The following is a 26,011-nucleotide window of genomic DNA, read 5'->3' as shown; positions in this document are numbered from 1 at the left end:
GAAACCCATTTGTCATGTCTGCGTAAACTGTGCGCCATGAGGATGGGTGGTGCCGCCGTCCGAGTCAATACTCGGGCCGCGGGGGCGGCCGCGGGTATGCTGCCCGGCCCGCTCTCCGGTCACTCGTCCGTAGTAATAAGCTGGAGGGACGTGAGAACCGTACGCAGACGACCGCGCCGGACAACGGCTCGAGGGTGAGGGAGCGACCGATGACATCGGAAACCGAGCGGGCCGTACTCGCGGGCGGTTGTTTCTGGGGGATGCAGGACCTGATCCGCAGGCAGCCGGGCGTGGTGTCCACCCGCGTCGGGTACAGCGGCGGCGACACGCCGAACGCCACCTACCGCGACCACGGCGACCACGCCGAGGCCATCGAGATCCTCTTCGATCCCGCGGCCACGAGCTACCGCGACATCCTGGAGTTCTTCTTCCAGATCCACGACCCGACGACGAAGGACCGCCAGGGCAACGACATCGGGCGCAGCTACCGCTCCGCCATCTTCTACGCCGACGAGGAGCAGCACCGCGTCGCCCTGGACACCATCGCGGACGTCGAGGCGAGCGGTCTGTGGCCGGGCAAGGTGGTCACCGAGGTCGAGCCCGTGGGCGACTTCTGGGAGGCCGAGCCGGAGCACCAGGACTACCTGGAGCGCTACCCCGACGGCTACACCTGCCACTTCCCGCGCCCCGGCTGGAAGCTGCCGCGCCGGACCTCGTCGTCCCCGGCGAGCTGAGCCGCTCCCCGCTCACGCCCTGCGCCGCCGCCTGATCGGCTCCCCCACGCGGTGCAGGTGCGTCAGCGCCTCGCGGTAGGACCGGATCAGTCCGGTCTCGTGGTACGGCACCCCGATCTCGGCGCAGTACCGCCGCACCACGACCCGCGCCCGGCGCAGATGGACCGTGGGCATGCTCGGGAACAGATGGTGCTCGATCTGGTAGTTGAGCCCGCCCAGCATCACGTCGGTGAGCCGGCCGCCGCGCACGTTGCGGGAGGTCAGGACCTGGCGGCGCAGGAAGTCGAGCCGCTGGTCACCGGTGAGCGTCGGCATGCCCTTGTGGTTGGGGGCGAAGGTGCAGCCCAGGTAGACACCGAACAGGCACTGGTTCACGGCGAGGAACGCCACCGCCTTGCCCGGCGGGAGCACCAGGAACAGCGCGGAGAGCACGGCGGCGAAGTGCAGCACGAGCAGCGCGCCCTCCAGCAGCCGGTTCTTCATGAACGGTGAGCGCAGCGCCCGCACGCTCGCGACGTGCAGGTTGAAGCCCTCCAGGGTCAGCAACGGGAAGAACAGCAGCGCCTGGTGGCCCCCGAGCAGGCGGGCCAGGCCCCGGCTGGCCCGGGCCTGCTCCGCGGACCACACCAGGATGTCCGGGGCGACGTCCGGATCGAGTTCCTCGTGGTTGGGGTGCGCGTGGTGGCGGGTGTGCTTGTTCATCCACCATCCGTAGCTCATGCCGACACCGAGGTTGCCGAACAGCCGCCCCGCGATCTCGCCGTGCCGGCGTCGCCGGAAGACCTGACCGTGCGCCAGGTCGTGCGCCACCAGGGCGACCTGCCCGAACACCAGGGCGAGGAAGGCGGCCACGGCCAGTTGCCACCAGGTGTCGCCCAGGGCGAGGAAGGCCGCCCAGCCGGCGGCGAAGGAACCGGTCACCAGAGCGAGCCGCACCGTGTAGTAGCCGGGGCGCCGCCGCAGCAGGCCGGCCTCGGTGATCCGGCGGGCCAGCCCGGCGAAGTCGCTGCCGGTCGCGACGGGGGCGTCGGAAGAGATCGTCATGCCGAGAATTCTGGGGACGGCCGTGCGCCCCGAAGAAGCCTGCCAGCCACCGTGTGCGCACGAGGCCCGCCCCACCCCCGGACGGGGGTTTTCCCCCGGGCGCGTCCGTGACCTCGGCCGCGGCGGGCCGCCCGCACCCCCTCCGGGGGGAGTGACCTGGACCACATCTCCAGGTCTTCCACCCCGCCCGGCGGAGGCGTAGGTTCCGTAGCACCCCGCGACGGCGCCCTCGGTGGCGCTGGTCCGCCGGTCCCGGGGCGGCGGACCAGCGGGGGCCAAATCTGCACAGAGGCGCATGGACGCGGGGCTCGGCGCGGGTGCGCCGAGCAGGCTCACACCGGTTCGGGCTGCGGTTCCGGTTGCAGGGCCGGCGCGGTCTTCGGTTCCCACAGCCGGGTGGTGCGCAGGTAGGCGTGGATCACCGAGGCCACCGCGAGCACGAGGAGCGGCCCGAAGAGCCACGCGTGCTGGGCCATCTGCATCGGCAGGTAGCGGTACGCCACCAGGAGCGCGGTGAAGACCGTCGCGCCGTGGGCGACCAGCTGGATACCCGACCGGTCCCAGCCGCGGGCGAGCGAGCGCAGCGCCGCCTCGATCGTGAGCGTGAACACCACACCGGCCAGGATGTCCGCGCCGTAGTGGTAGCCGAAGCCCAGGGTCGCGCCGAGGGTGGCGATCAGCCAGAACGTGCCGGCGAACCGCAGGGCGCGCGGCCCCTTGCGGGAGTGGATGAAGATCGCGGTGGCCCACGCCGTGTGCAGGCTGGGCATGCAGTTGCGCGGGGTGATCCCGTCGAACGGCATGGCGTGCGGGACGGTGACCGGCGACGGTGTGTCCGGCCACAGGGCGGCCACCGCCCAGTGCCCGCCGTCGGCGCCGTACGCGAAGATCGGTCCCACCACCGGGAAGATCATGTAGATGCCGGGCCCGAGCAGGCCGATCACCAGGAAGGTGCGCACCAGGTGGTGGTCCGGGAAGCGGCGCTCGACGGCCACATGACGCAGCTGGTACAGCGCGACGACCACCGCGGCCACCGCCAGCTGGATGTAGACGTAGTCGAGGACGTGCGCGCCGACCGTGCCGGTGGCCTCGACCAGCCGGCCCACCAGCCAGGAGGGGTTGCCCAGCGCGTGGTCGGCGGTGGCCACGTACTGGTCGAGCACCGCCGGGCGGGTCTTCGACGTGATGAGCAGCCAGGTGTCGCCGGTCTTGCGGCCGGCCACCAGCAGCAGGCCCAGCCCGACGCCCTTCAGCAGCAGGACGCGTTCCCGGCCGGTGCGGCGCGTGAGCGCGATCACCGCGTAGCCGAGGAGCACCCACAACGCGCCGTTGCCGAAGGGATGGCCGCTGTGCGGCGGCGTCTTGGCGTCGACCGCCCAGCGCACCAGGAAGAAGACGATGTCGATGCCGACCGCGATCCCGGCCGCGATGAACCGCTCCCGCCAGGTGAGCACCACCATCATCAACGCCATGCTGGCGTACAGCAGCGGACCCGACTTGGGGGCGAACACCACCTCCTTCGCCTGGTTGGTGATCGGCCCCGGCATGCCGTAGTGGCGCGCGGCGATCTCCAGCGCGATGAGGAAACCCAGGGTCACCACTGCCGCGACGGCCCACAGAACGGTCCGTGGGCGGCGCCACACCGCGATATCGGTTGTGTCGTTTATTCGCGAAAACGCCCGCGATGGTCTATTTATCAATTGTTTTGGCCGTTTTGTCGGTTGTAAGCAAACAGGTCACTCTTCGTGTGCGTTCGCTGATGTTATCGGAGGGCTACGGACCTAGGCCCTGAGGAAGTCGATGAGGGCTTCGTTCACCTCGCGCGGGCGTTCCTGCTGGGTCCAGTGCCCGCAGCCCTCCAGCTTCAGGGGCGCCCGCCACAGGTTGGGCATCAGCTCGGGCAGCCTCGCGATGAGTTCCGGGGTGCCGGGGAAGGCGGGGACGAGATCGCGGTCGCCGTAGACGTACAGGGCCCGCGGAGTGACGACGGCACCGTGCCAGGCGGCGGTCAGCTCCCAGTTGCGGTCGAGGTTGCGGTACCAGTTGAGAGCCCCGGTGAAGCCCTGCGAGAAGCTCTCGGTGAGCGCGTCCAGGTCGTCCTCGGTGAACCACTCCGGCAGCACCTTGGGGTCCGGCATGGTCGCGAGCCAGCCGCGCTCGGGGTCGACCAGCGGCTGCCGGCCCGAGCCGGCGTCGGGAGCGTCCCCGGAGGCCCAGTAGAAGAACTTCCGCAACGTGGTGCGCGTGTCCCTCGCGAACTCGGCGTCCGCGACGCCCGGGCGGTTGAAGTAGTTCCAGTAGAACCGGCCGTCGAACCGCTCCTCCATGGCGGCCAGCGGCGGCCGGCTCCCGCGGAACGGCGGCGGCACGCTCAGACCGGCCACCCCGAGCACCATGTCCGGCCGCAGCAGCGCCGTGTGCCAGGCGACCGGCGCACCCCAGTCGTGCCCGACGACGTACGCCTTCTCCTCGCCGAGCGCGTGGACCAGCCCGACGACATCACCCACCAGGTGGAGGATCGTGTACGCGTCGACGGCCTCGGGGTGGTCGCTCCGCCCGTACCCGCGCTGGTCGGGGGCGACCACGCGGAAGCCCGCGTCGGCCAGCGGGCCGAACTGGTGGTGCCAGGAGTGCCAGGACTCGGGGAAGCCGTGCAGCAGCACCACCAGGGGGCCGCTGCCCTGCTCGGCGATGTGCAGCCGGATGCCGTTCACGTCCACGATGCGATGCTCGACCATGGGCTGAGCGTACGCGCGGTGATCTCCGGACGGCCGGTGGACGCCGCGGACGTGGCGTTTCTCCGCGGCCAGGCGCCTGACGCGGACTCGGCGGCCCTGCCGGTCCCGGTCGCCGTCCGCCACTGGCGCCGGAACCGGCCGGTGCGCATCAACGGGTGGCCGTCGCCGGACGGTTCCGCCGCCGGCGGGTGCGGACGGGCGAGGAGGCGGGAGCGCCCGCTCGCCGTGGGGTGTGGGCCGTGGGCGTACAGCGGTCGGCCGCTGTCCGTCCCCTGCTAGCACCAGGCGGTCCGCCCCGGCGCCCGGACCGCGTCCCCCAGCGGTCGGCGAGCTGGGCGGCGATCCCCAGCCCAGCGGGGCTGGGACAGGAGACCGCGGTCGCGGATCACGCGCAGCCGGCTCGGTGGAGTGCCGCAGCGGATGGCGTCGGTGACCAGCTCGCTGACGATCGGCTCCGTCGTGAACACCGGCTCGTGCGGGCGCCAGACCGCCGGCCGGCACTCGGCGAGCCCGCGTGCCGTCCCCAGGACCGCCGGGCCCCCGGGTGGCGCCCACTCGGCGAGAGGGCCCTCGTCCGGCACGTGCTACGCGCCCGCAACGGGACGGCACGCGGGCTCGCCCTGGCCGGGCACCAGGGTGTGCACCACGCCGTCGGCGAGCCCGGGCAGGGCACGGTCGGGCCGGGAGAGGAGGCGCAGCGGGGTGCCGCGCGCGTCCGGGGGCCGCTTCCCCGGGGACACCGGGTTCTCCTCGCGACCCCCGCGGCTGGGCCGGACGGCGGCCATCGGGGTGAGCCGGGCGGGTGGCCCGTGCCGGCGCGGGTCATCGCGGGGGCCGCCCATCGCGGTCCGGGAGCAGCAGCACCGTGTTGGAGACGGCCCCCGCCGCGGTGTTCACGGGCTGTGCCGCGGAGTGCCCCACCGGACCGGGGTGGCGGACGTGGGCACCCGCGACACGGCCCTCCACGAGGAACGGCGAGAGGACGAACGGCACCTGGGCGGCGGCCCGGTCTCCGTCGCGGCTCCGGAACCGCATCGCCGTCCCGTCGGGCACGAGCCGGCGCTGGACGACGACCGTCTCCTTGGCGGACCGCCGCGTCAGCAGGTCGAGCCATTCCCGGTCCGTGACCCCGTTGCCGGCGACGAAGCCCGCGCCCCCGTGGCCGCACGAGGGCTTGACGACGAGGCCGGCCCTCTCCCGCACGGCCCGGTCCAGGACGCGCCGGCGCCGCTCGGCGGACTGCCGGGGGCCCAGCCACGCCGTCCACGGCACGTGCCGCAGGACCAGCGCGCGGTCCGCGGGCTCGTACAGGTCCACGTCCTCGTGCATCCAGGCCAGCACCTGCTTCGCGCTGAGCAGGCACGAGGCCTCCGGGACGAACAGCCGCACGGTGCCGGCCAGGACCGCGGCGCGCAGGACACCGAGGGCTCGGCCGTCCGCCGGCACCCGGCCGGCGAACTGGTTGAAGACCCCGTCGACCCGGCCCCCGCCCACCCACAGCCCGCCGGCGCCGCCGTGCACCTCGGACAGGTCCGCGACGCACACGTCCAGACCCGCCGCCCGGGCGGCCTCCGCGGCCGGCCGGAGATAGCGGCGCAGGGCCGGGGTGCCGTCCAGCTTCGCCGCGAGCCCCGAGTCCGCCCGCCAGGTCGGGACGAGCACCCGGCGGCGCGTGCCGTCCGGCCCGGCCACGGCCCGGGCCAGCGCGTCCGCCCGGGCCCGCAGGGTCGACGGGGGTTCGGCGAGGGCGGCGTCCGGCCGGCTGCGGGCGAATGCCGCCCCCCGCTCCTCCAGGCCCGGCACCCCGTAGATGTTCGGCCCGATGTTCAGCTCCACGAACCACGGCGTACCGCCCACCAGCAGCGCGTCGGGCCGGGCCATGCGCAGCAGGGCCGCGGCGGACAGCGGCTGCGACGGGTCCAGGAGCGGCAGCACGGGACGGTCGTCCAACGCCCCGCACAGCTCGCCGGCGGTCCCGGCCCGGCGTTCGCACGCGAGGAGAGCGCACCGGAGCACGTCCGCCGCGAGCGCGCCGAACCGGTGGTAGTCCGCCGCGGGGAACACCAGCGGACGCAGCGCCGCCCAGTGGCTCGGCGACGCGTCGAGGACCCACGGGCCGGCCTCGTCGCCGCACCGCAGCAGCGCCGAGCGGGTCACGCCCGGCAGCCGGGGCCACACGTCACGCAGGATCACTCCCGAACCGCACTCCACGTCTGCCTCCCTCGGACGGGACGGCGCCGCGCGGCCGCGCTCCCTTCGACGGTAGGCCGTCGCCTGCCGCCCCTCATCCCGGGCCCGTGCGCGGGGGCCTCACGTGACCCATAGGAAGTCCTATGCCGGACATTCGTTTCCTCATTGGAAAAGCCATGTCGGATCGCCGTACGTTCGAGGAGATCGCCGCTCCGACGAGACCCCTGGGAAGAAAACAGCATGTCGAAGATCCTCTTCGTGATGACCGGCGCCGACCACTGGACGCTGGCCGACGGCACCGAACACCCCACCGGCTTCTGGGCCGAGGAGGCCGTCACCCCCTACGAGGCGTTCAAGGAGGCCGGACACGAGATCGTCGTCGCCACCCCCGGCGGCGTCGTCCCCACCGTCGACAAGGGAAGCCTCACCGCCGAGGTCAACGGCGGCCAGGAGAACGCCGACAGGATCGCGGCCCGGCTCGCCGCCATGAGCGAGCTGCGGCACCCGGTCCGGCTGGAGGACGTCGACCTCGACTCCTACGCCGCCGTCTTCTACCCCGGCGGCCACGGCCCCATGGAGGACCTCGCCGTCGACACCACCTCCGGCGGTCTGCTGATCGACGCCCTCGCCGCCGGCAAGCCGCTCGGCGTGGTCTGCCACGCCTCCGCCGCGCTGCTCGCCGCCACCCGCGAGGACGGCACCAACGCCTTCGCCGGCTACGAGGTCGCCGCGTTCACCAACGCCGAGGAGACCCAGGCAGGCCTCGCCGACAAGGCCGTCTGGCTGCTGCAGGACCGTCTCACCGAGGCGGGCGTGCGGGTGCGGGCCGGCGAGCCCTGGGCGCCCCACGTGGTGATCGACCGCACCCTGGTCACCGGCCAGAACCCCGCCTCCTCCGCCCCGGTCGCCACCGAACTGCTCAAGCGGCTCGGCTGAGCCGTGACACGCACCACACCCCTCGCCCGGAACTCGTCCCCGGAACGCGCCGACTCCTGAAGCGGTACGGCCTGATCCGGCCGATGCCGTACGACGTGATCGGGGACCGGTGATGGACGAGTCGCACGAAGCCTCCTCCGGCGTGGGCGCGCCGTGGCGGAAGGTGCTGCCTCCGGCCGCCCTGTGCGGCTTCCTCCTGCTGCTCGCGCTGATGGGCGCGGTGGCGTACGCCGCCGGGACGGCCGCCGGGCCCGTGGCACCCGGAATGCAGGACACCGGCACCCACCGGGGCGGCGGTGCGGGCGGCGGGACCGCGGACATGGGCGGCATGCACGGGGGAGACCGCTGATGGGTACCGAGCCCGTCGCGGCGGACCTGACGACCACCGACCTCATCGTGGGCGGCATGACCTGCGCGGCCTGCGTCAGACGCGTGGAGAGGAAGCTGGGCAGACTCGACGGGGTCACTGCCGGCGTCAACCTGGCCACCGGGCTTGCCCGGGTGAGCCATCCCCCGGGGATCGGTCCCGGGGAACTCGTCGCCGCGGTCGAGCAGGCCGGCTACACGGCCGCCCTGTCCCGGCCGCCCGGACAGCGGCGGCGCGACGAGGAGGCCGCGGAGACCGGGGAGGAGACCGCGGGGACCGGGGAGGAGGCCGGGGAAGACCGGACGGAACGGGTACGGCTGCTGGTCACGGCGCTGCTCGCCGTGCCCGTGCTCGTGCTGTCGATGGTGCCCGCGCTCCAGTTCCGGAACTGGCAGTGGCTGTGCTTCGCCCTGGCCGCCCCGGTCGCGGTGTGGGGCGCGTGGCCGTTCCACGCGCGGGCGGTGCGCGGGGTGCGCCACACGGCGGCCACCATGGACACGCTGGTCTCCCTGGGCGTCGTCGCCTCCTTCTCCTGGTCGGCGTACGCCCTCTTCCTCGGCGGTGCCGGGGCTCCGGGCATGCGGATGCCGTTCAGCCTGGCGCCCACCGCCTCGGACGGCGCCGCCCACCTCTACCTCGAGGCGGCCGTCGGTGTCCCGCTGTTCGTACGGGCGGGACGCTTCCTGGAGGCCAGGGCCAGGCGCGGAACCGGAGAAGCCCTCAGGTCGCTGGCGCGCCTGACCGTCAAGGAGGTGTCGGTACGCCAGGACGGGACCGAACACCTCGTCCCCGTCGAGCGGTTGGCCGTCGGGCAGGTCTTCGTCGTCCGCCCCGGAGAGCGCGTGGCCACCGACGGCGAGGTGGTGGAGGGGCGCTCCGCGGTGGACCTGTCCCTGGTCACCGGAGAGAGCGAGCCCGTCGAGGTGCGGCCGGGCGCCACGGTGGTCGGCGGCGCCGTCAACGCCGGCGGACTGCTCGCCGTCCGGGCCACCGCGGTGGGCGCCGACACCCGGCTCGCCCGCATCGCCCGGCTGGTGACCGACGCCCAGGCCGGGAAGGCGAAGGCGCAACGGCTGGCCGACTCGGTGGCCGGTGTCTTCGTCCCGGTCGTCCTGGCCCTGGCCGTCACCACCCTCGGGTTCTGGCTCGGCGCCGGAGCCGACGCGCAGGCCGCCGTCACCGCGAGCGTGGCCGTCCTCGTCGTCGCCTGCCCGTGCGCGCTCGGCCTCGCCACCCCGACCGCGCTGATGGCCGCCACCGGACGCGGCGCACGGCTCGGCGTCCTGGTACGCGGACCACGGGCGCTGGAGGGACTGCGGCACATCGACACCGTCGTCCTCGACAAGACCGGCACGCTCACCTCCGGGCGGATGACCGTCGCCCGGATCACCGTCACGGCGGACGGACTCGGACGGGACACGGTCCTGCGGCTGGCCGGAGCGGTGGAACAGGGTTCGGAGCACCCTCTCGGCCGGGCCGTCGCCGCCCACGCCCGACAGTCCCTGCCCGAACGGCCCTTGCCGGACGTGCGCGACTTCACCGCGGAGCCGGGAGCAGGGGTGCGCGGCCGGGTCGAGGGGCATTGGGTGGAAGTGGTGGCGCCGGACGCGGCGTCGGCCGACGGGGGCTCGGCCCCTGAGGAGTCGGCGGGCGGCGAGGTGCCGGGCGGTGCGGTGCCGGGCGAGACGTTGCCGGAGACCGCGCTGTCGGGTGGGGAGGTGCCGGGCGGTGCGGTGTCGCGTGACGGGGTGCCGGGCGGTGGCGCGTTGCCGCCGGTTCTGCGTGACGCGCTGGCCGCGGCGGAGGCCGCCGCCCACACCCCGGTTCTCGTACGGGTCGACGGCAGGGCAGAGGCCCTGATCGCGGTGGGAGACGTCGTACGAGCCGGAAGCTACCGGGCCGTGGACCGGCTGCGGCGCCTCGGCGTGCGTCCGGTGCTGGCCACCGGTGACCGGGAAGGACCCGCCCGGGCCGTCGCGGCCGCCCTGCGCATCGAGGAGGTGCACGCCCGCCACACCCCCGAGGACAAGGCCCGCCTCGTCCGCGGCCTTCGGGAACAGGGCCGCAGGGTCGCGGTCGTCGGCGACGGCGTGAACGACGCCGCCGCCCTCGCCGCGGCCGACCTCGGCATCGCCATGGGCAGCGGCACGGACGTCGCCATCGGGGCCGCCGACGTCACCCTCGTACGCGGCGACATCGAGGCCCTGGCGGACGCCGTCCGGCTGGCCAGGCGCACCCTGCGCACCATCCGCGCCAACCTCGCCTGGGCCTTCGGCTACAACCTCGTGACCGTGCCGCCGGCCATGGTCGGCCTGCTCGCCCCCATGCCGGCCGCGGCCGCGATGTCGGTGAGTTCCCTGCTGGTGGTCGGCAACAGCCTGCGGCTGCGCGCCTGGCAGCCGTCGCCCGTCTCCAGGAGGACCCGCCGATGACCACGAACCCGCGGCGGCCGGCCCGCCGTCGCCTGGCGGACGCCCTGGGCGCCGCGCTCGCCCCCGTGGCCGCGTTCAGCCTCGCCGTCGCCGGCCTCACCCTCTGGGTCACCGCCGGACAGGCGGGCAGCCCGCCCCGGATCCAGGTGGCTCCCGGACGTGTCTTCCTGCCCTACGGCGGTACGGCGGAGACCGCCGCGTTCTTCTCGCTCCTCAACTCCGGCGGCGCCGACGACCGGTTGGTCGAGGTGACGTCCACCGCGACCGACGGCGAGATCGCCCTCGGCCGCCACCGCATGTCCGGCAGCGGGGCCGCCTACCGGCAGCGCGTGGACTCGGTGTCCGTCCCGGCCGGCGGCGCGGTCCTCATGTCACCGGCCGGCGTCGACGTGACGCTCCGGGCGGGGAAGGGGTGGAAGGCCGGGGACGTCGTGCCGTTCACCCTGCGTTTCGAGCACAGCGGGACGATCAGGACGACGGCCGTTCTGATCCGCCCGGCCGACAGCGGCTCCTGAGACACCATCGGCCCGGCGGACAGCGGCTCCGGTGGCACCGTCCGCGACCGCCCCCGCCACACCAGCGAACCCGTCACCTGCACCCTTCCGGGCTACCCGGGCAACTCCCCGAACCCCGCCGAGGTCCTCGGCCGCGCGCCCGGGCCGCCCGGCTCGCCGCCCGGTGCCGCGGGACGGCGGGCCGAGCCATGTCGAGCGGGAGCGCTATCCCCGCCAGGGCCCGGTCACGGCGAACGTGGTGCCGGGCGTGTAGCAGTTGACGTACATCGTCCCGCCGCCGGGGGAGAAGGTGACCCCGGCGAACTCGCCCCACTCCGGTGCGGCCGGGGCCGCGCCGGACGCGGCGGCTGGTGCGAGGACCTGCCGGTTGCGGGCCATCGCGTACACCTCGCCGGTGCGCGTCACGCCGAAGACGTGCTGTGCGCCGTTGCCGTCCTCGCACACCATCAGGCCGCCGCTCGGGGCGAGGCAGATGTTGTCCGGGGACTCGCCGGGCAGTTGCACGTCCGTGGCCGGGCCGAAGACGACGACCAGCGTCAGGCGGCGCCGCCGCGGGTCGTAGCGCCAGATCTGGCCGTAGTGGTCGGCCGCCGAGCCCTCCGCGCTGCGGGCGAAGGACGACACGAAGTACACGCAGGAGCCGCCCCAGTAACAGCCCTCCAGCTTCTGCGCGTGCGTGATGCCCCGCGGACCGTAGTCCTGCAGACGGGTGGGGGTGGCGGCGGCCAGCGGGTCGGGCACGTCCACCCACTCCACGCCGTCGAAGCGCGTGCCGGTCTCCTGGACCGTGGACAGGTCCGGTACGCCGGGCACCCGCATCGCCTGCAGCCGGCCGCCCGCGCGCAGCGAACCGACGCCGCCGAGCGGCTTGTCCGGGAGGAAGCGGTAGAACAGGCCGAACGGCTTGAGGAAGGCGTCCTCCGTCTCGTACACGACGCCGCTGCGCGGGTCGACCGCGATCGCCTCGTGCTGGAAGCGGCCCATCGCGGTCAGCGGGACGGCGCCGGTGCGGTGCGGGTCGGTGGGGTGGACCTCGAAGACGAAGCCGTGGTCCTTGGTGTAGCCGTTGGTGCCCGCCCTGTCCTCGGTCTCCTCGCAGGTCAGCCAGGTGCCCCACGGGGTGCGGCCCCCCGCGCAGTTGACGGCCGTACCGGCGATGGCGACCCGCTCGGACAGCACGCGGTCGCCCGCGTCGAGCGTCAGGGCCGTACAGCCGCCCTTGCCCGCCGGGTCGTAGGTGAGACCGCCGACGGTCGGTACCGGGATCCGCGCGGTGACGCGGTTCTCGTGGTTGCGGACGAGGTGCGTACGGCCGGCTCTGCCCGCGAAGGCGGCCATGCCGTCGTGGTTCGAGGGGACGGGGCCCTCCCCGGAGCGGAGCTGGTCGCCCTCGCGGGAGAGCACGGTGTAGCGGAAACCTTTCGGCAGATCGAGCAGTCCGTTCGGATCGGGGACGAGCGGGCCGTAGCCGGTGTGGCCCGTGCCCTGTGCGGCGGCGGTGCCCGCGAAGAGCTCGGACAGGGCTCCGGTGAAGGCGATGCCCGCTCCCAGGGCACTCGCCCGGGCCAGGACCTGACGGCGTGTTGCAGACATGCGGCAGCAACCTTCCTGCTGGCGGACAGGAACTGTGACCCCGCTGTGTCTATCACCTGGTCCGGGTCACGGGAACCACGCGCGTGGCCCGTGTCCCCGCCGGTCCGCGCCGACCCGCCGCACCTGGGCGACGCCAGACGCACCGGGCCGGGAGACGCGCCGTGGGGGAGTGGACGGAGCCGCGTGCCCGGCCTCCCTTCCCGCCGCGCGGCGCACGGCGCGGCGCCGTGCCCTCGTCACGCTCGACGCGGTGCCTCACCGCGCACGCCTCATGCCCCTGTCCGCGGCGAGCGCCGGACGGCCTCGCCCCCGCTCTTCCCCCGGCCCAGGCTGGGTATTCGGGGGTGCCCCGGCGGACGTCCGCCGCCGGGCCCTCCCGGCACCCGAACCACCGCTGCGACCAGGGGACCCCATGAACCCGACGCCCCCGCCCACCGCCACCGGCCGCGACGCCGGAGGAACGCCGCCGGCCCTGCCCGGCGTCGCGGGCGGCCGGATGCGGGTACGCGTGTAGCGCCCCGCGGGCAGCGACGACGACCTGCCGGTCGTGCTGTACCTGCACGGTCTCGGCTGGATGCCGACCGACGCGTACGCGCACCGGCACCTGGTGACGGACCTCGTCCTCGGCGCAGACGCCGCCGTGGTCGCCTGCCTCGTCGTCCTCACCACCCCCTCGCCCGCCCTCCGCCGCCGCCGGGCCGGGAGCGGGGTGTGGTCCGGGGCCCGGCAGGACAGCGCACCGCAGGGGGCGAGGGAGCGCGGGTGAACGCTCAGACGGTGACCCGGGGCCGCGCCGGGTCGAGGTGGTGCACGTCGGTGCGCGCCGCGTGCGGGGCGAGCAGGCTGCGGAGTTCCTCCGCCGCGGCCTTCAGGAGTCCGCCGTCGCGGTCGGCGCGCAGGGTTTCGAGGAGGAAGACCACGCGGGTGGAGTCCTCCGTGACGCGGGTGCGGTGGGCGTCGCGGTGGTTCCAGTGGCGGGTCAGCACGCCGGTGGTGTCCGCGTACACGACCTCGCCGGGCCTGGGGTGCTCGACGGTGCCGGGTTCGCCGAGCGGGGTGAAGGACTCGGTGCCGTCCGCGTGCCGGATGTCGACGTCGCCGGTGACCCGGTCCAGGTCGAAGGCGCCGGCGGGCAATCCGTGCCGGACGGAGACGGCGTTGTAGGAGTCGACGGCCGGGTTGATGCGGGGCAGGCTCCCCTTCTTCGCCATCCGGCGGCCCAGGGCGTCGACGCTGGGCCGGACGCGGCGGGGGTTGGTGCCGAAGGAGCGGTAGGCGGCGTGCCAGGCCTCGATGCGGGGGTCGGTCTCGTCGGCGGGCCGCCAGCCGCCGTCGGCGAGCCGCCGCTCCAGCTCTTCCAGCGCGGCCTCGGTGCGCGGCCAGGGTGCGTGGCCGCGCAGGCCGGAGGCGGTGACGAGGGCGACGAGGGTGCCGGGGAAGGCGTCCGCGACGGCGGGGGCGAGGCGGAAGGCGGGCATGGCGGTGTTCCGTTCCTGGCGGATGGGCGGATGGGCGGATGGGCGGATGGGCGGGTGGGCGGATGGGCGTCGAGGCGGGCGGATGGACGTTGAGGTGGGCGATGGGCGATGGGCGATGGGCGATGGGCGATGGGCGTCGAGGGGGCGGATGGGCGTTGAGGTGGGCGGACGGGCGTCGGGCTTGGCGGACGGCCGCCGGGATGGGCGGACGGGCGTCGGGCTTGGCGGACGGCCGCCGGGCAGGGCGGAGGGGCGTCGGGCTTGGCGGACGGCCGCCGGGATGGGGGGCGTCGGGATGGGCGGACGGGCGTCGGGCTTGGCGGACGGCCGCCGGGAGGGGCGGAGGGGCGTCGAGAGTGGGCGAAGCAGGGTTCGCTGCTCGGCGACCGTGCGGAGTCGCCGGTTCAGGTGAGGGCGAGGAGGCTGACGGCGACCGCGGCCGTGCCCAGGCCGACGAGCTGGGCGCGGTGGACGCGTTCGGCGAGCACACCGCGGGCGAGCAGGACCGTGCCGGCCGGGTACAGGGCGGTGACCACGGCCACGACCGTGAGGTCCCCGCTCCGCGCGGCCAGCAGGAACAGCAGGTTCGCCACCGAGTCCAGCACGCCCGCCGTGGCGGACAGCGCGTACGCCGGCCGCTCGGGGCCGAGCCCGCGGCGCAGCAGCCCGGCCGCGGCCAGGGTGACGGCCGAGGAGACCGCACGGCCGGTGATCAGCGGCGCGATGCCGCTGCCGGACGGGGCCTGGTGCAGGCAGACCAGCTGGAGCGCGATGGCGGCGCCCGCGCCGAGCGCCAGCAGCAGTGCCGTCCCCGAGGGGCGCGTCGCACCGGCCCCGTGTCCGGCGCTGATCAGCACCACCGCCACCAGTGCCAGCGGCAGGCCGGCCAGCCCGGCAGCGCCCAGGTGTTCGCCCTGCAGCAGCCCGACACCGACCGGCAGCGCGGCGGAGACCAGCGCGGTCACGGGCGACAGCACGTTCATCGGGCCGATCGCCAGCGTGCGGTAGAGCAGGGCGAACGCGGCGGCCGAGGCGACTCCGGAGGCCGCACCCCAGGCCAGGGCACCGGTGCCGAACGAGGCGCCGAGGAACGGCCACAGCAGCAGCTCGACCCCGAGCGAGGCCGGAGCCGCGACCATCACCGTCCGCAGCACATGGGCCTTGCGGGCGCCGAGGCCGCCGAGGAAGTCGGCGCATCCGTAGGCGAGGGAGCTGCCCAGAGCCAGCAGCAGAGCGATCACGGTACATCCCTTACAATCAGTGGAACGACCAGACCGTACAACGAAACGACCGCCCTGTGTCAACCGAACGACCGCCCGGTGCACTGTGATGGTCCCCTCGCGAGGAAGTGATCGGATGGCCGAGACGGCCGCAGCCCTCCAGGCGCTCGCGCGCAACGTCCGGGCGGCCCGCACCCGCGCCGGTCTGTCCCTGGACGAACTCGGCCGGCGCGCCCAGGTCAGCAAGGGTGCCCTGGTCGGGCTGGAGAAGGCCCAGGGCAACCCCAACTTCGCCACCCTGGTTCGGCTGGCCGACACCCTGGGCGTCTCGGTGTCCGCGCTGCTGGAGGGTCCCGCCGAGGGCCGCGTCCGTGTCGTCTCCGCCGAGGCGGTCCCGCCCCTGTGGACCGGGGCGCGGGGCAGCGAGGCCCGGCTCATGCTGACGACCTCCGGCCCGGCTCCCGTCGAGGTGTGGCGCTGGCGGCTGGAACCGGGGGAGGAGTACCCCAGCCACCCCCACCAGTCCGGGGTCGTGGAGACCGTCAGCGTCACCGCCGGCCGGATGACCCTCGTCGTCGACGGCACCGAGCACACCGTGGAGGCCGGCCAGACCGCCACCTTCGACGCCGACGCCCCGCACACCTACCGCGGCGCCGGCACCGGGACCTGCCACCTGGTCATGACGGTCCACCTGCCGCCCGGCGCGACAGGGTGAGGGCGGCCGGTCACGGCGGGCGGGGAGCAGGGCCCGCGGCGGCCGCACACCGCGCACCGCCCGGCCGAGCGGGGCGGCCGGGCGGTGCGGGGCGCTCTGGTTCAGCCCTCCGGTTCGAGGACCACCGGTAGTTCCGCGAGGCCGCGGAAAGCGGGGAACGGCACCTCCAGCCACCGGGGACCCTCGCCGGAACCGGCCAGGGTCATCCGGGGGAACCGGTCGAACAGGCGGGTGAGCGCCAGCTGCGTCTCCAGCCGGGCCAGCGGGGCGCCCAGGCAGTAGTGGCCGCCGTGCCCGAAGCCCAGGTGGGCGTCCTGCGCGTTGCCCGGTCGCCTCACGTTCAGCTCGTCCGGCGCGTCGAACTTCTGCGGATCGCGGTTGGCCGAGCTGATCGCGATCTGGACCAGGGCGCCCTTGGGGATCAGGGTCCCGCTGTACTCCACGTCCTCGGTCGCGTAGCGGAACGTCGCGCTCTCCACCGAGCCGTCGTAGCGCACCAGTTCCTCGACCGCGGCCCGCGTCAGGTCCGGGTTCTCCCGTACGGCGCGGAGCTGCTCGGGGTGGGACAGCAGGTGGTGGACGGCGTTGCCGATGAGGTAGGCGGTCGTCTTGTGGCCGGCGAACATCAGCAGGAACGCCGTGGAGACCAGCTCGTTCTCGGTGAGCGCGTCGTCGTTGTCCCGGACCGCGATCAGCGCGCTCAGCAGATCGTCCCCGGGGTGCTGCCGCTTGGCGCCGATGAGGGCCGTGAAGTACGCGTGCAGGTCCTCCTCCGCCTGCTGCTGGGCCCGCTTGGCCTCCTCGCCGAAACCGGTCTGCGCCACCGTGGTGGACAGCTGCTGCATCCGCGGCCGGTCCTCGGCCGGCACGCCGAGCAGGTCGCAGATCACGGCGATCGGCAGCGGGAACGCGAACGCGGGCAGCAGGTCGACGGGCTCCCGGGCGGGGCACGCGTCCAGCAGGTTCCGGACGATCTCCTCGATCCGTGGCCGCAGTGCCTCCACGCGCCGCGGTGTGAACGCGGAGTTGACCATCCGGCGCAGCCGGGTGTGCTTCGGCGCGTCGGAGTTGAGCATGTTGTCGTCGAGCGCGACGGACGAGTCACCGAAGATCCTCCGGTACGCGTCCATCGCCCCGTACATGTCCTTGCTCAGCCGGGGATCCGCGAGGGCGGCCCGCGCGTCGTCGTACCGGGTGATCAGGTACGTCTCGTTGCCGTGCGGCGGTGTCATGGGGCAGACCGGCGCCGCCGCGCGCAAATGGGCGTAGAACGCGTGCGGATCGCGCCGGAACTCCGGGGTGCACCGCTCGGCCGCGGCGACGGCCTCGTGCGTGGTGGTCACGGACGACTCCTGAGGTCGAAGAGGGCTTGGGCGTTGCCGCCGAGGATGAGCTGCTGCGAGGCCGCGTCGACCGGGAGCTTCTCGACCATGTGGACGAAGTCCTCCAGCGGCGCCGCCATCGGCGGAGAGTCGGTGCCGAACAACATCCGCTCCGGACCCAGCACCTCGGCGTTCAGGGCCAGGTGCGCCGGGCTGAACGGGCTCGTGTCGACGTACATGCGCCGCAGGGCCGCGGCCGGGTCGGCGGACGGCCGCACACCCTCCTCCGCCGCGGCCTCGCCGGCCCCCGGCGAAGCGGCGTCCGCCCCGGGCCGGCCGGAGGGCGGGGGGGGGGGGGGGGGGGGGGGGGGGGGGGGGGGGGGGGGGGGGGGGGGGGGGGGGGGGGGGGGGTCGCCCCCCCCCCCCCCCCCCCCCCCCCCCCCCCCCCCCCCCCCCCCCCCCTCCCCCCGCCCCCCCCCCCCCCCCCCCCCCCCCCCCCCCCCCCCCGCCGCCGTCTGCAGGCGCTCCGGCAGCAGCGCCATCGCGCCGCCGCCGGTCGCGCCGATCAGCCGCAGGCCGGGGTACTTGTCCAGCCATCCCGCGAACGCGATCATGGCCATGCCCAGGGTGACATCGCCGAAGCGGCCGATCTGCTCCACGAAACCGGTCCGGTCCACCCGCTCCGTGCCCACCGGTTCGGCCGGAGCGTGCACCAGGACCGGCACCCCCGCCTCCGCGGCCAGCGCGAAGAAGGAGTCGGCGCGCTGCGAGCCGAGCAGTTCCCCGTGCACGCTCGACGTGGTGATCAGACCGACGAAGGCGGGGTCCGCCAGGGTCTCCCGCACCCCTTCGAGGTGGTCGTCGTCGCCGAACGGGTTGGCGTACACGTAACCGCGCAACTGGTCCGGGAACCTGCGGATCAGCCCCGACATCCAGGCGTGGAAGGCGTGCAGCCGGTCGCGCGGCTGGGCGTAGTTGTCCACGCCCGGCACGCGCGCCATCGCGCCGGCCCCGACGGGGCTGCCGATGAGGGTGAGGTCGATCCCGGCCTCGGCGCGCGCGGCGAGCATGCCGTCCACGTCGGTCAGGCTCGGCGGCATGGGGAAACGTTTCGCCGCCTCGGGTGGGGAGAGGTGCCCGTGGATGTCGATGATCACGTGTCGGTTCCCGGTTTCGGTGCGAGGGCGCGGGTGACCGCGGCACAGTCCTGGTCGCCCAGTCCCTGCTCGGTGGCACGGACATGGGTCTCCGCCGCGGCGTTCGCGAGCGGCAGGGTCAGGCCGACCGCTGCCGCCTGCTTGGAAGCGAGCATGAGGTCTTTCGCCATCAGCCGCAGCCGGAAGTCCGGCTCGTCGAACCGTCCGGAGGCCAGCCGCCGGGACTTGAACGCCATCACCGGCGAGGCGAATCCGCTGCCCGCGATGGTCCTCAGGACCAGCTGCCGGTCGAGGCCGCAGGCGTCCGCCAGTTCGGTGGCCTCGGCCAGCGCCTGCACCTCGATGCCCATCAGCAGGTTGAGGAGCAGTTTCATCCGCATGCCGGAACCGAGTGCGCCCAGATGGACCACTTCCTTGCCCAGCGTCTCGAGCAACGGGCGGGCGGTGTCGAACGCCCGTTGCTCACCGCCGGCGAAGAGCCGCAGCTCCCCGTCGCGTGCGTGGTCGCGGTTGCCGAGCATCCCGACGTCCAGGACCGCGGGGAGTTCGCCGGCGATCTGGACGACCTCCTCGGGGGCGACGGTGCTGGCGCAGACGAGGACGCCCGGGTAGGGGCCCTCGGCCAGGACGCCGCCCGGTCCGTGCAGCACGGCGCCGAGCGCCTGTCCGTCGGCCACGACGCAGAGGGCGGCGCTCGTGCCCGCGACGGCGTCGGTGGGGTTGGCGGCCACATGGGCGCCCGCCCGGGCGAGCGGGGCGGCGCGCTCCGGGGTACGGTTCCAGACCCGGACCTGTATCCCCTGGTCGAGGAGGCGACCGGCCAGTCCGGCGCCCATCGTGCCCAGACCGAGGACGGCCACGGGGCCGTGCACGGGGGGCGTCACGAGGCCACCCCCTTGGTCTCCTTGACGACGCGGAACCGCATCGACTGCCGCTGGTCGACCCACTGGCGCAGCGGGGCGACCAGTTCCTGGTGCTCGGCGCTCTGCTGCCAGGCGAAGAAGTCCTCCGCCGACCGCCATTCGCTGGTGATCACCCACTGGCGGGAGTCGTCCACGGGCTCGCCGAGCCGTTCGACGATGTGACCGGGGGTGCCGGCCACGGACTTGCGCAGGTGCTCGTACAGGTCGAGGAAGCCCTGCTCGCCGCCCTCGATCACGCGGACCGCGAAGACGACGTTCAGCTTCTCGGCCATCTGGCCCTTGTCGTTGGTGCCCACTGTCTCCTCCTGTGGTGAGAGCCGGAAGGACACGACACCAACGGACTCATGTCGCTCGTACGGCCGCAACTCCGAACGGGGCACGACCCAATGGGGACAAGGGATGCACGGTCCGTCATTACTCGTTTCGGGTGACCGCTCCCGGTCCCTCGTGCGGGTGATCCACGCCCGTGTCGGGTGTCCGAGGGGGACACGGGGACCTAGGACCAAGGGCTGATCGGCAATCAGGGATTCTTGCTGTTAACGTGCACCTGCAAGTGATTCGCAATAATCTCGGAGGACGTCGGACATGGCGCTGTACACGCTCCCGGAGCTTCCCTACGACTACTCGGCGCTGGCACCGGTCATCAGCCCGGAGATCATCGAGCTGCACCACGACAAGCACCACGCGGCCTATGTGAAGGGCGCGAACGACACCCTGGACCAGCTCGCCGAGGCGCGCGAGAAGGAGGCCTGGGGCTCGGTCAACGGGCTGGAGAAGAACCTGGCCTTCCACCTCTCCGGGCACATCCTGCACAGCATCTACTGGCAGAACATGACCGGTCCCAAGGACGGCGGCGGCGAGCCCCTCGCCACCGACGGCGTGGGCGAGCTGGCCGAGGCGATCAAGGAGTCCTTCGGCTCCTTCGCCGCCTTCAAGACCCAGCTGTCCAAGGCCGCCGCCACCACGCAGGGTTCGGGCTGGGGCGTGCTCGCCTACGAACCGCTCAGCGGGCGCCTGATCGTGGAGCAGGTCTACGACCACCAGGGCAACGTCGGCCAGGGGTCCACCCCGGTCCTGGTCTTCGACGCCTGGGAGCACGCCTTCTACCTCCAGTACCGCAACCAGAAGGTGGACTTCATCGAGGCGATGTGGCAGGTCGTCAACTGGCAGGACGTCGCCCGCCGTTACGAGGCCGCCAAGTCCCGCGCGAACGTGCTGCTGCTCGCGCCGTGACGCGGTAGCCCCTTCGCAGGGCGGGGCCGGGGGCCGGGGTGTCACCGGGGATGACATGATGACCGCGACGCGAGGAGACGGCGGGCGGATCTCCGGGACTCTTCCGGAACTCCCGGCTCTCCGGGGAGGGATGGGCGGGCGTGCCCAAGAGGCCGACGAAACAGACATCGGGGGCACCGGTGCCCTGCCGGGTCGTCGTGTGCCGGGACTGCTGCTGCGGCAGCCCGAAGGTGACCGGCGACCACGCGGCGCAGACCGCGCGGCTGCGCGCGGAGGTGCCCGTGCGCATCTCCGACTGCCTCGACGTGTGCGACCAGGCCAACGTCATCGTCGTACAGCCCTCCACGGCCGGCCGGGCCGCCGGCGCGCGGCCCGTCTGGCTGGGGCTCGTCAACGACGCCGACGCGACCGAGGACATCGTCACCTGGGTGCGTGCCGGCGGCCCGGGCGTGGCGCCGCAGCCGGCCATCCTCGACCTCTACACCTTCAAGCCCCCGCGGCGGCGCGCCGAGCCCTGAGCCCCACCGGTCACGCCCGCCCGCCGCGGAGTTCGGTCCGTCCGGTTCCCCGCCACCCCGCTGTGGCGGTTTCGCCGGTCGGTGCCGGCCGTCCTGTGGTGCTCAACCGGGCTCGGACGCGGCGAGTTCGCCGACTGGCCGCCGAACCCGGGGCCGGCCGCGAGGAGGCGAGCGGTCGGCTCCGCGCGGCCGTGTCCCTCACCCCGGAGGCCCGAGCCGCCCGGGCGGGGGTCCTCGCCCAGCGGGCGAACGCACCGGACGGAAGCTCGGCGGGACGGCGGCAGTGGTGGCCGCGCGCGCCGTGGTGGCGCTGTTCCGCCGGTACCGGAACCAGGCCTCCGGCGCCTAACCGGCCCCCGACAGCGGGCGGCCGAGCCGCAGGTTCCACCGCCCGGCCCGGCCGCTGAGCCCGGTCACCGTCAGCGGTGGCACGTCCAGGCGCCAGAACACCCCGGCGGGCAGGTCGAGCGCCGCCACGACCGCGGCGCGCACCACCTCCGGCTCGACCACGGCGAGCGTACGGCCCTCCACGGCCTGCGCGTCGGCCAGCCAGCGCGCGACCCGTCCGCACAGGTCCTGGACGGACTCGCCGCCGTGCGGTGCGCAGCCGGGGTCGGTGAGCCAGCGGCCCACCGCCTCGGGTTCGGCGGCCCCCACCTCGTCCAGGGTGCGGCCTCGCCAGCGGCCCACGTCGAGCCCCGCGAGCTCCGGCGCCGGCGCGGCCTCCAGGCCCAGGGCCGCAGCCGTCTCGGTACAGCGCGCGCTGGGGGAGACCAGCACTCGGGCGGCCGCGGAGGGCAGCGACCCGGCCGCCGCGCGGGCCAGCGCCGCGCCGCCCTCGTCGAGCGAGCCGCCGTCGTCGAAGCGGGCCTGCCGCAGCGACCCGCTCGGTGCGGGCGAGACGAACAGGACTCGGCTGGTCACGGGGTCGCTCCTGTCACGGACGGGGCACCGGCGGCGGAAGTCCGGTAGCCCGGAAGTCCGGCGGGGATCAGGGAGTGGCGGGACCGGCCTCCCCTGGCACCCGCCCTCGCGAACCTAGCATCCGGGCTCTGCGTGAGGAGGGGGCACCACCCGCGTGAGGAGGGGGCACCACCCGCACCCTGCGCCGCACAAGGCAGGCCGGTCTGCGCGTCCGTGACCTCGCCGGTGCCGGCGTCGAGGGTGACTGCGGGCCGGGTGCCCGGGTGCCCGGAAGCCGGTGAGGCCGGCGGGCCAGGCGGCCTGCTCGGGGTCCGCCGTCCTCGCCGTCCGGCCGGACGGCGAGGAAAGGTCCCCCCTGCTCCCGCCACTCCGCCGCTCCCGGCCCGGCGCCCGCGACGCCGACGCGGGCGTCCAGGCCGGACGTCACGCGTCCCGGTCGGCGGCGCACGTCCGCCCGTCACCCGGCCCCCGTGGGTTTACGGTGGTGCTGAGGGCTCTGTTCGGCCGTCGAGCGCAGCCCGGACATCCGGCTGGACATCCGCCTCCGCCGGACCGTACCGCTCCTGCTCGTCCGGGGGGTGCCATGAGAATCGAAATGATCCAGAGGGCCGCCGACGTGCTCTTCGACGTGCCGGACGACACGCACGAGGAGATCATCACGCTCATCGACGCGGTCACCCGGGACTCCCGGACCCGCGCACCGGACCTGGCGGCCGCGTTCGGGGAGTGGTGCTGGCTGGTGTACACGGTCCACGGCGACGTCATCGAGGTGCTGGACGTCGGCTGCGCCCGCTGACCCCGGCCCGCGCGCTGGCCTCGTCCCGGAGCACGCGGCTCCGGGAACCCGGTGCCGCACCCGCGGGAGTGGGGGTGGTCGGGTTCGGCTCGCCCTCCGGCACCGCGCTCGCCGCGGACACCCGGGACGGCGTACCGCGGACGACGGACGTGCCGTCCGCGCACACCGGCGGGCAGGAGGATCCGCCGCACCGGGCGCTGCCGGAAGGGCGCGCGCCGATCGGCCCGGGTACAGCTCCGGCGCCCGTACGGCGGGTCGCCATCCACGTGCCCACCGCCCGGGCCCGGCGCCACGACGCCTTCCGCCACCTCGACCGCGCCCACGCGCTCACCCCGCTCCACCCGTGGCCGAGGAGAGCCGGAGGAGCAGACCCGGCCCACGGGCGTGTGAGGTACGGGGGTGCCCCGCGGTACGGCCCGGCGTAGGAGCCGCCGACGCCCCGCCCCGCCACACGCGCGGCCGTCTCGGGGCACCGGCGGCTCCCCCCGCCGTTTCTCCACGCCTCCCGTGGGGCACCCGGAGCCGGAACCGGGGGGACACGGGCCGCGCGGCGGACGTGACGGCAGGAGGGCACCGTGAAGCTGGCGGAATTTCTGGCTCAGGTCCGGGACCGCGGGGAGTACCGCAGTCAGGAGGAGGCCGAGGACATCAGCACCGCGGTGCTGGGTGTGCTCGCGGCACGGATCACCCCGGAGGAGGCCGACGAACTGGCGGCGCAGCTGCCCGCCCCGCTCGACGACGTGCTCCACGGGGAACACGAGGGGCCGCTGTCCCTCGGCCGTGAGGAGTTCCTGCGGCGCGTGGCCCAGCGGACGGGCGCCCGCCCGCGGACCGCGGAGTGGGACGCCAGCGCGGTGCTGTCCACCGTCGCCGACGCGGTGCCCGGCGACGAGGTCGACCACCTGCTGTCCCAGCTGCCGGGCTCCTACGCCGACCTGTTCGGCCGGCCGGAGGCGGGCTGACGCGTGGCCTGGATCGGGCCCGGGACCGGGTCCGCGGGACCGCGGCAAGCGGTAGGTTACGTGTGATCACCCTCAAGCAGCCCGGATCCGGGGCCGGTTCGGCGGCCGGACCGGTGCGCACGATCGATGCGGGAGGCGGCGGCCCTTGCGTGCCATGCGGTTCGAGCGGTTCGGCGGTCCGGAGGTCCTGGAGGAGGTCGAGGCGCCGGACCCGGTCGCGGGGCCGGGCGAGACGCTGGTCGAGGTGGAGGCCGCGGGCGTCAACTTCGGCGACATCAAGGACATCGCCGGTGAACTGACCGAGGGCCCCCACGCGATGCGGGGTCCCCTGCCGCGCGTCCCCGGCATGGAGGTCGTCGGCCGGACCGCCGACGGCCGGCGCGTCCTCGGTTATGTCCGCCAGGGCGGCTATGCCTCGAAAACCGTCGTCGCCGACCGGGACCTCGCCCCGCTGCCGCACGGAGTGGGCGCGGGGGAGGCCCTCGCGCTGCTCGTGCAGGGCCTGACCGCCTGGCACCTGCTGAGGTCGGTGGCGCGCCTGCGGGCGGGGGAGAGCGTCGTGGTCCACGCCGCGGCGGGCGGGACCGGCAGCCTGGTGGTGCAGCTGGCCCGCGAGTTCGGGGCGGGCCGGATCATCGCCACGGCGTCGTCCGAGGAGAAGCGGGCCGTCGCCCTGGAACTCGGCGCCGACGTCGCCGTCGACGGTGCGGCGGAGGGCTACCGGGAGCGTGTCCTGGACGCCAACCGGGGCCGGCCGGTCGACATCGTCCTGGACGCCGTGGGAGGACCCGTGCTCGACGCCGCCCTGGACACGCTCGGCTTCCTGGGGCGGCTGGTCACCTACGGGTCCTCGTCCCGGCAGCCCGCCACCCCCGTGCCGCCGGCCCGCCTCGCCGTGCGGAACGCCGCCGTCGCCGGCTTCTGGGTGACTCCGCTCCTCGCGCGGACCGGGGCGGGCGGTGCGGCACTGGAGGAGCTGATCGACCTCACCGCACGGCACCGCCTCCGGCCGCTGGTCGGCTCGGAGTACGACCTGGGAAGCGCCGCCGCCGCCCACGCCGACCTCCTGGGCCGCCGTACGAAGGGCAAGCTCGTCCTGCTTCCCTGAGCCTTCCCCTAGGCGGCCTGGGCCTTGTCGTACAGGGCCTTGACCACGTCACCGAAGTACGGCCCGAACATCCGGTTCGGCAGGAAGGCGTAGCCGAAGCTGTTCACGGAGACCTGCAGACCGGTGCCGGACGCCTCGGTGAAGCCGGTGAACCAGGGTCCGCCGCTGGAGCCGCCCGTCATGTTGCAGCCCAGGCTGTGGTCCTGTGAGAACAGGAAGTCCTTCGAGCTGGTGCCGCTGCAGTAGACGAGCTTCGTGCCGTCGTACGGCGACGCCGCCGGGAATCCGAAGGAGTACATCGGCTTGGTGTAGCCGCCGTTGAACTGGACGCCCTGGGCGCCGACGACCGAGGCGAGGGTCCTGCCGTTCAGGGGGCTGACGACCGCGGCCCCGACGTCGTAGTTGATGTCCTCGCTCGCCTCCCACTGCGGGGTGGTGAGCGTCGTGGCCGCGGTCCACTGGCCGTACGGCGCGTTGCCGTTGTCGTAGCCGGGGACGAAGACCCAGTTGGTGTGCCAGCTGCCCTGGTACTTCACGCAGTGCCCGGCCGTGATGACCGTGCTGGCGTTCTGGCTGGTCACGGCGTTGCCGGTGCAGGAGGCGGTGCGCCCCTGGAAGGTGAAGAACACCCGGCCGGAGGTCGCCGCCACGGCGCCGCCGCCGGTCCACGGGCCACCGGCCTGCGGGAAGGAGGCGAGGGCGGCACGCGTGGGCATCACGGTGGTCGAAGGTCCGTGCGGCCCGGGGGACTTGAGCCGCTGGGCCGCCTTTCCGCTCAGCAGCAGGTCGAGGGGGGTGGCGCCGCGCATGCGCTCGGCGGTCCAGAAGGCGCGGGCCGTGTGCTGTGCGGCCGCCGAGGCGGTGCGGGCCGGGACCGACGGCGCGGAAGGTGCCGCGCCGGCGGCCCCGGCCTGGACGAGGCCGCCGGCGAACAGGGCTCCGACGGCCAACAGAATGCCCGCGGCGGTGCGATGGCGTCTCACGCAGGTCTCCTTCTGCCGTGCCCCGACCGGTCGGGTCCGGGCAGGGTGGGGGAACGAAGAACGGTGCGGATGGACGTGCGTGAGGCAGAGTGCCACGCGAGACTCGAATTGTCAGGAGCACGT

At 74.3% G+C, this 26,011-nt stretch carries 26 protein-coding genes and 1 pseudogene; 12 read left to right on the top strand and 15 right to left on the bottom strand.

All coding sequences use genetic code 11. From position 1 onward, the window contains the following. Positions 1-209: 209 nt before the first annotated feature. On the top strand, positions 210-734 hold the full coding sequence (gene msrA / locus ACZ4VF_RS14240; RefSeq protein ID WP_467926010.1) for a peptide-methionine (S)-S-oxide reductase MsrA: 525 nt from the start codon (positions 210-212) through the stop codon (positions 732-734). Between the two features lie 12 nt (positions 735-746). On the opposite strand, the gene ACZ4VF_RS14235 is transcribed toward msrA, so the two are convergent. The 5 genes from ACZ4VF_RS14235 to ACZ4VF_RS14215 form a co-directional block, all read right to left on the bottom strand. After that, positions 747-1,778, bottom strand: coding sequence for a fatty acid desaturase family protein (locus ACZ4VF_RS14235; protein WP_467926008.1), 1,032 nt, complete (start codon positions 1,776-1,778; stop codon positions 747-749). A 332-nt stretch (positions 1,779-2,110) separates the two neighbouring features. Then, positions 2,111-3,427, bottom strand: coding sequence for a phosphatase PAP2 family protein (locus tag ACZ4VF_RS14230; RefSeq protein ID WP_467926569.1), 1,317 nt, complete (start codon positions 3,425-3,427; stop codon positions 2,111-2,113). A 132-nt stretch (positions 3,428-3,559) separates the two neighbouring features. Further along, positions 3,560-4,516, bottom strand: a complete 957-nt coding sequence (locus ACZ4VF_RS14225; protein ID WP_467926007.1) for an alpha/beta fold hydrolase — start codon at positions 4,514-4,516, stop codon at positions 3,560-3,562. Positions 4,517-5,100: 584 nt separating this feature from the next. Then, positions 5,101-5,256, bottom strand: coding sequence for a hypothetical protein (locus ACZ4VF_RS14220; RefSeq protein WP_467926006.1), 156 nt, complete (start codon positions 5,254-5,256; stop codon positions 5,101-5,103). A gap of 82 nt (positions 5,257-5,338) precedes the next feature. Next, the gene (locus ACZ4VF_RS14215) at positions 5,339-6,727 is read right to left on the bottom strand and encodes a hypothetical protein (protein ID WP_467926004.1); all 1,389 of its coding nucleotides are present in this window, start codon (positions 6,725-6,727) and stop codon (positions 5,339-5,341) included. A gap of 219 nt (positions 6,728-6,946) precedes the next feature. On the opposite strand from ACZ4VF_RS14215, the gene ACZ4VF_RS14210 reads away from it, so the two are divergent. The 4 genes from ACZ4VF_RS14210 to ACZ4VF_RS14195 all read left to right on the top strand — a co-directional run bounded on the left by ACZ4VF_RS14210 (position 6,947) and on the right by ACZ4VF_RS14195 (position 10,956). Then, on the top strand, positions 6,947-7,642 hold the full coding sequence (locus tag ACZ4VF_RS14210; RefSeq protein WP_467926003.1) for a type 1 glutamine amidotransferase domain-containing protein: 696 nt from the start codon (positions 6,947-6,949) through the stop codon (positions 7,640-7,642). A 112-nt stretch (positions 7,643-7,754) separates the two neighbouring features. Further along, positions 7,755-7,991 (top strand): hypothetical protein, encoded by a 237-nt coding sequence (locus ACZ4VF_RS14205; RefSeq protein ID WP_467926001.1) that lies wholly within the window; start codon positions 7,755-7,757, stop codon positions 7,989-7,991. Continuing rightward, positions 7,991-10,441, top strand: coding sequence for a heavy metal translocating P-type ATPase (locus ACZ4VF_RS14200; RefSeq protein ID WP_467926000.1), 2,451 nt, complete (start codon positions 7,991-7,993; stop codon positions 10,439-10,441). The genes ACZ4VF_RS14205 and ACZ4VF_RS14200 overlap by 1 nt, the downstream gene beginning before the upstream one ends. After that, positions 10,438-10,956 (top strand): copper chaperone PCu(A)C, encoded by a 519-nt coding sequence (locus tag ACZ4VF_RS14195; protein WP_467925999.1) that lies wholly within the window; start codon positions 10,438-10,440, stop codon positions 10,954-10,956. The genes ACZ4VF_RS14200 and ACZ4VF_RS14195 overlap by 4 nt, the downstream gene beginning before the upstream one ends. Before the next feature lie 204 nt (positions 10,957-11,160). On the opposite strand, the gene ACZ4VF_RS14190 is transcribed toward ACZ4VF_RS14195, so the two are convergent. Next, positions 11,161-12,549: an alkaline phosphatase PhoX gene (locus tag ACZ4VF_RS14190; RefSeq protein ID WP_467925997.1), complete on the bottom strand. Its 1,389-nt coding sequence runs from the start codon at positions 12,547-12,549 to the stop codon at positions 11,161-11,163. Between the two features lie 547 nt (positions 12,550-13,096). Here ACZ4VF_RS14190 and ACZ4VF_RS14185 point away from each other — a divergent pair. After that, on the top strand, positions 13,097-13,315 hold the full coding sequence (locus ACZ4VF_RS14185; RefSeq protein ID WP_467925996.1) for a hypothetical protein: 219 nt from the start codon (positions 13,097-13,099) through the stop codon (positions 13,313-13,315). A gap of 4 nt (positions 13,316-13,319) precedes the next feature. On the opposite strand, the gene ACZ4VF_RS14180 is transcribed toward ACZ4VF_RS14185, so the two are convergent. Together ACZ4VF_RS14180 and ACZ4VF_RS14175 are read right to left on the bottom strand one after the other, a co-directional pair. Then, positions 13,320-14,027 (bottom strand): B3/B4 domain-containing protein, encoded by a 708-nt coding sequence (locus tag ACZ4VF_RS14180; protein WP_467925995.1) that lies wholly within the window; start codon positions 14,025-14,027, stop codon positions 13,320-13,322. Positions 14,028-14,431: 404 nt separating this feature from the next. Continuing rightward, the gene (locus ACZ4VF_RS14175) at positions 14,432-15,268 is read right to left on the bottom strand and encodes an EamA family transporter (RefSeq protein ID WP_467925993.1); all 837 of its coding nucleotides are present in this window, start codon (positions 15,266-15,268) and stop codon (positions 14,432-14,434) included. A gap of 115 nt (positions 15,269-15,383) precedes the next feature. On the opposite strand from ACZ4VF_RS14175, the gene ACZ4VF_RS14170 reads away from it, so the two are divergent. Further along, positions 15,384-15,962 (top strand): helix-turn-helix domain-containing protein, encoded by a 579-nt coding sequence (locus tag ACZ4VF_RS14170; protein WP_467925991.1) that lies wholly within the window; start codon positions 15,384-15,386, stop codon positions 15,960-15,962. A 101-nt stretch (positions 15,963-16,063) separates the two neighbouring features. On the opposite strand, the gene ACZ4VF_RS14165 is transcribed toward ACZ4VF_RS14170, so the two are convergent. From ACZ4VF_RS14165 to ACZ4VF_RS14145, 5 genes and pseudogenes are all read right to left on the bottom strand, one after another. Then, the gene (locus tag ACZ4VF_RS14165; RefSeq protein WP_467925989.1) at positions 16,064-17,305 is read right to left on the bottom strand and encodes a cytochrome P450 family protein; all 1,242 of its coding nucleotides are present in this window, start codon (positions 17,303-17,305) and stop codon (positions 16,064-16,066) included. Beyond that, positions 17,302-17,562, bottom strand: coding sequence for an amidohydrolase family protein (locus ACZ4VF_RS14160; RefSeq protein WP_467926567.1), 261 nt, complete (start codon positions 17,560-17,562; stop codon positions 17,302-17,304). Before ACZ4VF_RS14160 ends, ACZ4VF_RS14165 begins: the two co-directional genes overlap by 4 nt. A gap of 276 nt (positions 17,563-17,838) precedes the next feature. Beyond that, positions 17,839-18,441: pseudogene (locus ACZ4VF_RS14155) on the bottom strand (amidohydrolase family protein); the annotation flags it as partial. Then, positions 18,438-19,325 (bottom strand): NAD(P)-dependent oxidoreductase, encoded by an 888-nt coding sequence (locus tag ACZ4VF_RS14150; RefSeq protein WP_467925988.1) that lies wholly within the window; start codon positions 19,323-19,325, stop codon positions 18,438-18,440. The pseudogene ACZ4VF_RS14155 and the gene ACZ4VF_RS14150, both read right to left, overlap by 4 nt. After that, positions 19,322-19,660, bottom strand: a complete 339-nt coding sequence (locus ACZ4VF_RS14145; protein WP_467925987.1) for an antibiotic biosynthesis monooxygenase family protein — start codon at positions 19,658-19,660, stop codon at positions 19,322-19,324. The genes ACZ4VF_RS14150 and ACZ4VF_RS14145 overlap by 4 nt, the downstream gene beginning before the upstream one ends. A gap of 289 nt (positions 19,661-19,949) precedes the next feature. Between ACZ4VF_RS14145 and ACZ4VF_RS14140 the strand changes: the two genes are divergently transcribed. Next, positions 19,950-20,597, top strand: coding sequence for a superoxide dismutase (locus tag ACZ4VF_RS14140; RefSeq protein ID WP_467925985.1), 648 nt, complete (start codon positions 19,950-19,952; stop codon positions 20,595-20,597). Between the two features lie 140 nt (positions 20,598-20,737). Next, positions 20,738-21,115, top strand: a complete 378-nt coding sequence (locus ACZ4VF_RS14135; protein ID WP_467925984.1) for a (2Fe-2S) ferredoxin domain-containing protein — start codon at positions 20,738-20,740, stop codon at positions 21,113-21,115. Between the two features lie 345 nt (positions 21,116-21,460). Here ACZ4VF_RS14135 and ACZ4VF_RS14130 read toward each other — a convergent pair whose 3' ends face one another. Next, positions 21,461-22,039, bottom strand: coding sequence for a histidine phosphatase family protein (locus ACZ4VF_RS14130; protein ID WP_467925983.1), 579 nt, complete (start codon positions 22,037-22,039; stop codon positions 21,461-21,463). 583 nt (positions 22,040-22,622) lie between these two features. On the opposite strand from ACZ4VF_RS14130, the gene ACZ4VF_RS14125 reads away from it, so the two are divergent. From ACZ4VF_RS14125 to ACZ4VF_RS14115, 3 genes are all read left to right on the top strand, one after another. After that, positions 22,623-22,835 (top strand): hypothetical protein, encoded by a 213-nt coding sequence (locus ACZ4VF_RS14125; RefSeq protein ID WP_467925982.1) that lies wholly within the window; start codon positions 22,623-22,625, stop codon positions 22,833-22,835. 575 nt (positions 22,836-23,410) lie between these two features. Continuing rightward, positions 23,411-23,797 (top strand): DUF2267 domain-containing protein, encoded by a 387-nt coding sequence (locus ACZ4VF_RS14120; RefSeq protein ID WP_467925980.1) that lies wholly within the window; start codon positions 23,411-23,413, stop codon positions 23,795-23,797. A 154-nt stretch (positions 23,798-23,951) separates the two neighbouring features. After that, on the top strand, positions 23,952-24,905 hold the full coding sequence (locus ACZ4VF_RS14115) for a quinone oxidoreductase family protein (RefSeq protein WP_467926566.1): 954 nt from the start codon (positions 23,952-23,954) through the stop codon (positions 24,903-24,905). An 8-nt stretch (positions 24,906-24,913) separates the two neighbouring features. On the opposite strand, the gene ACZ4VF_RS14110 is transcribed toward ACZ4VF_RS14115, so the two are convergent. Continuing rightward, positions 24,914-25,888: a trypsin-like serine peptidase gene (locus tag ACZ4VF_RS14110; RefSeq protein ID WP_467925979.1), complete on the bottom strand. Its 975-nt coding sequence runs from the start codon at positions 25,886-25,888 to the stop codon at positions 24,914-24,916. Positions 25,889-26,011: the final 123 nt, after the last annotated feature.

It is taken from the genome of Streptomyces sp. NPDC029151, from assembly GCF_055564315.1.
The sequence above is the reverse complement of the archived record's forward strand: the minus strand, read 5'-3'. Positions and strand labels throughout refer to the sequence as shown.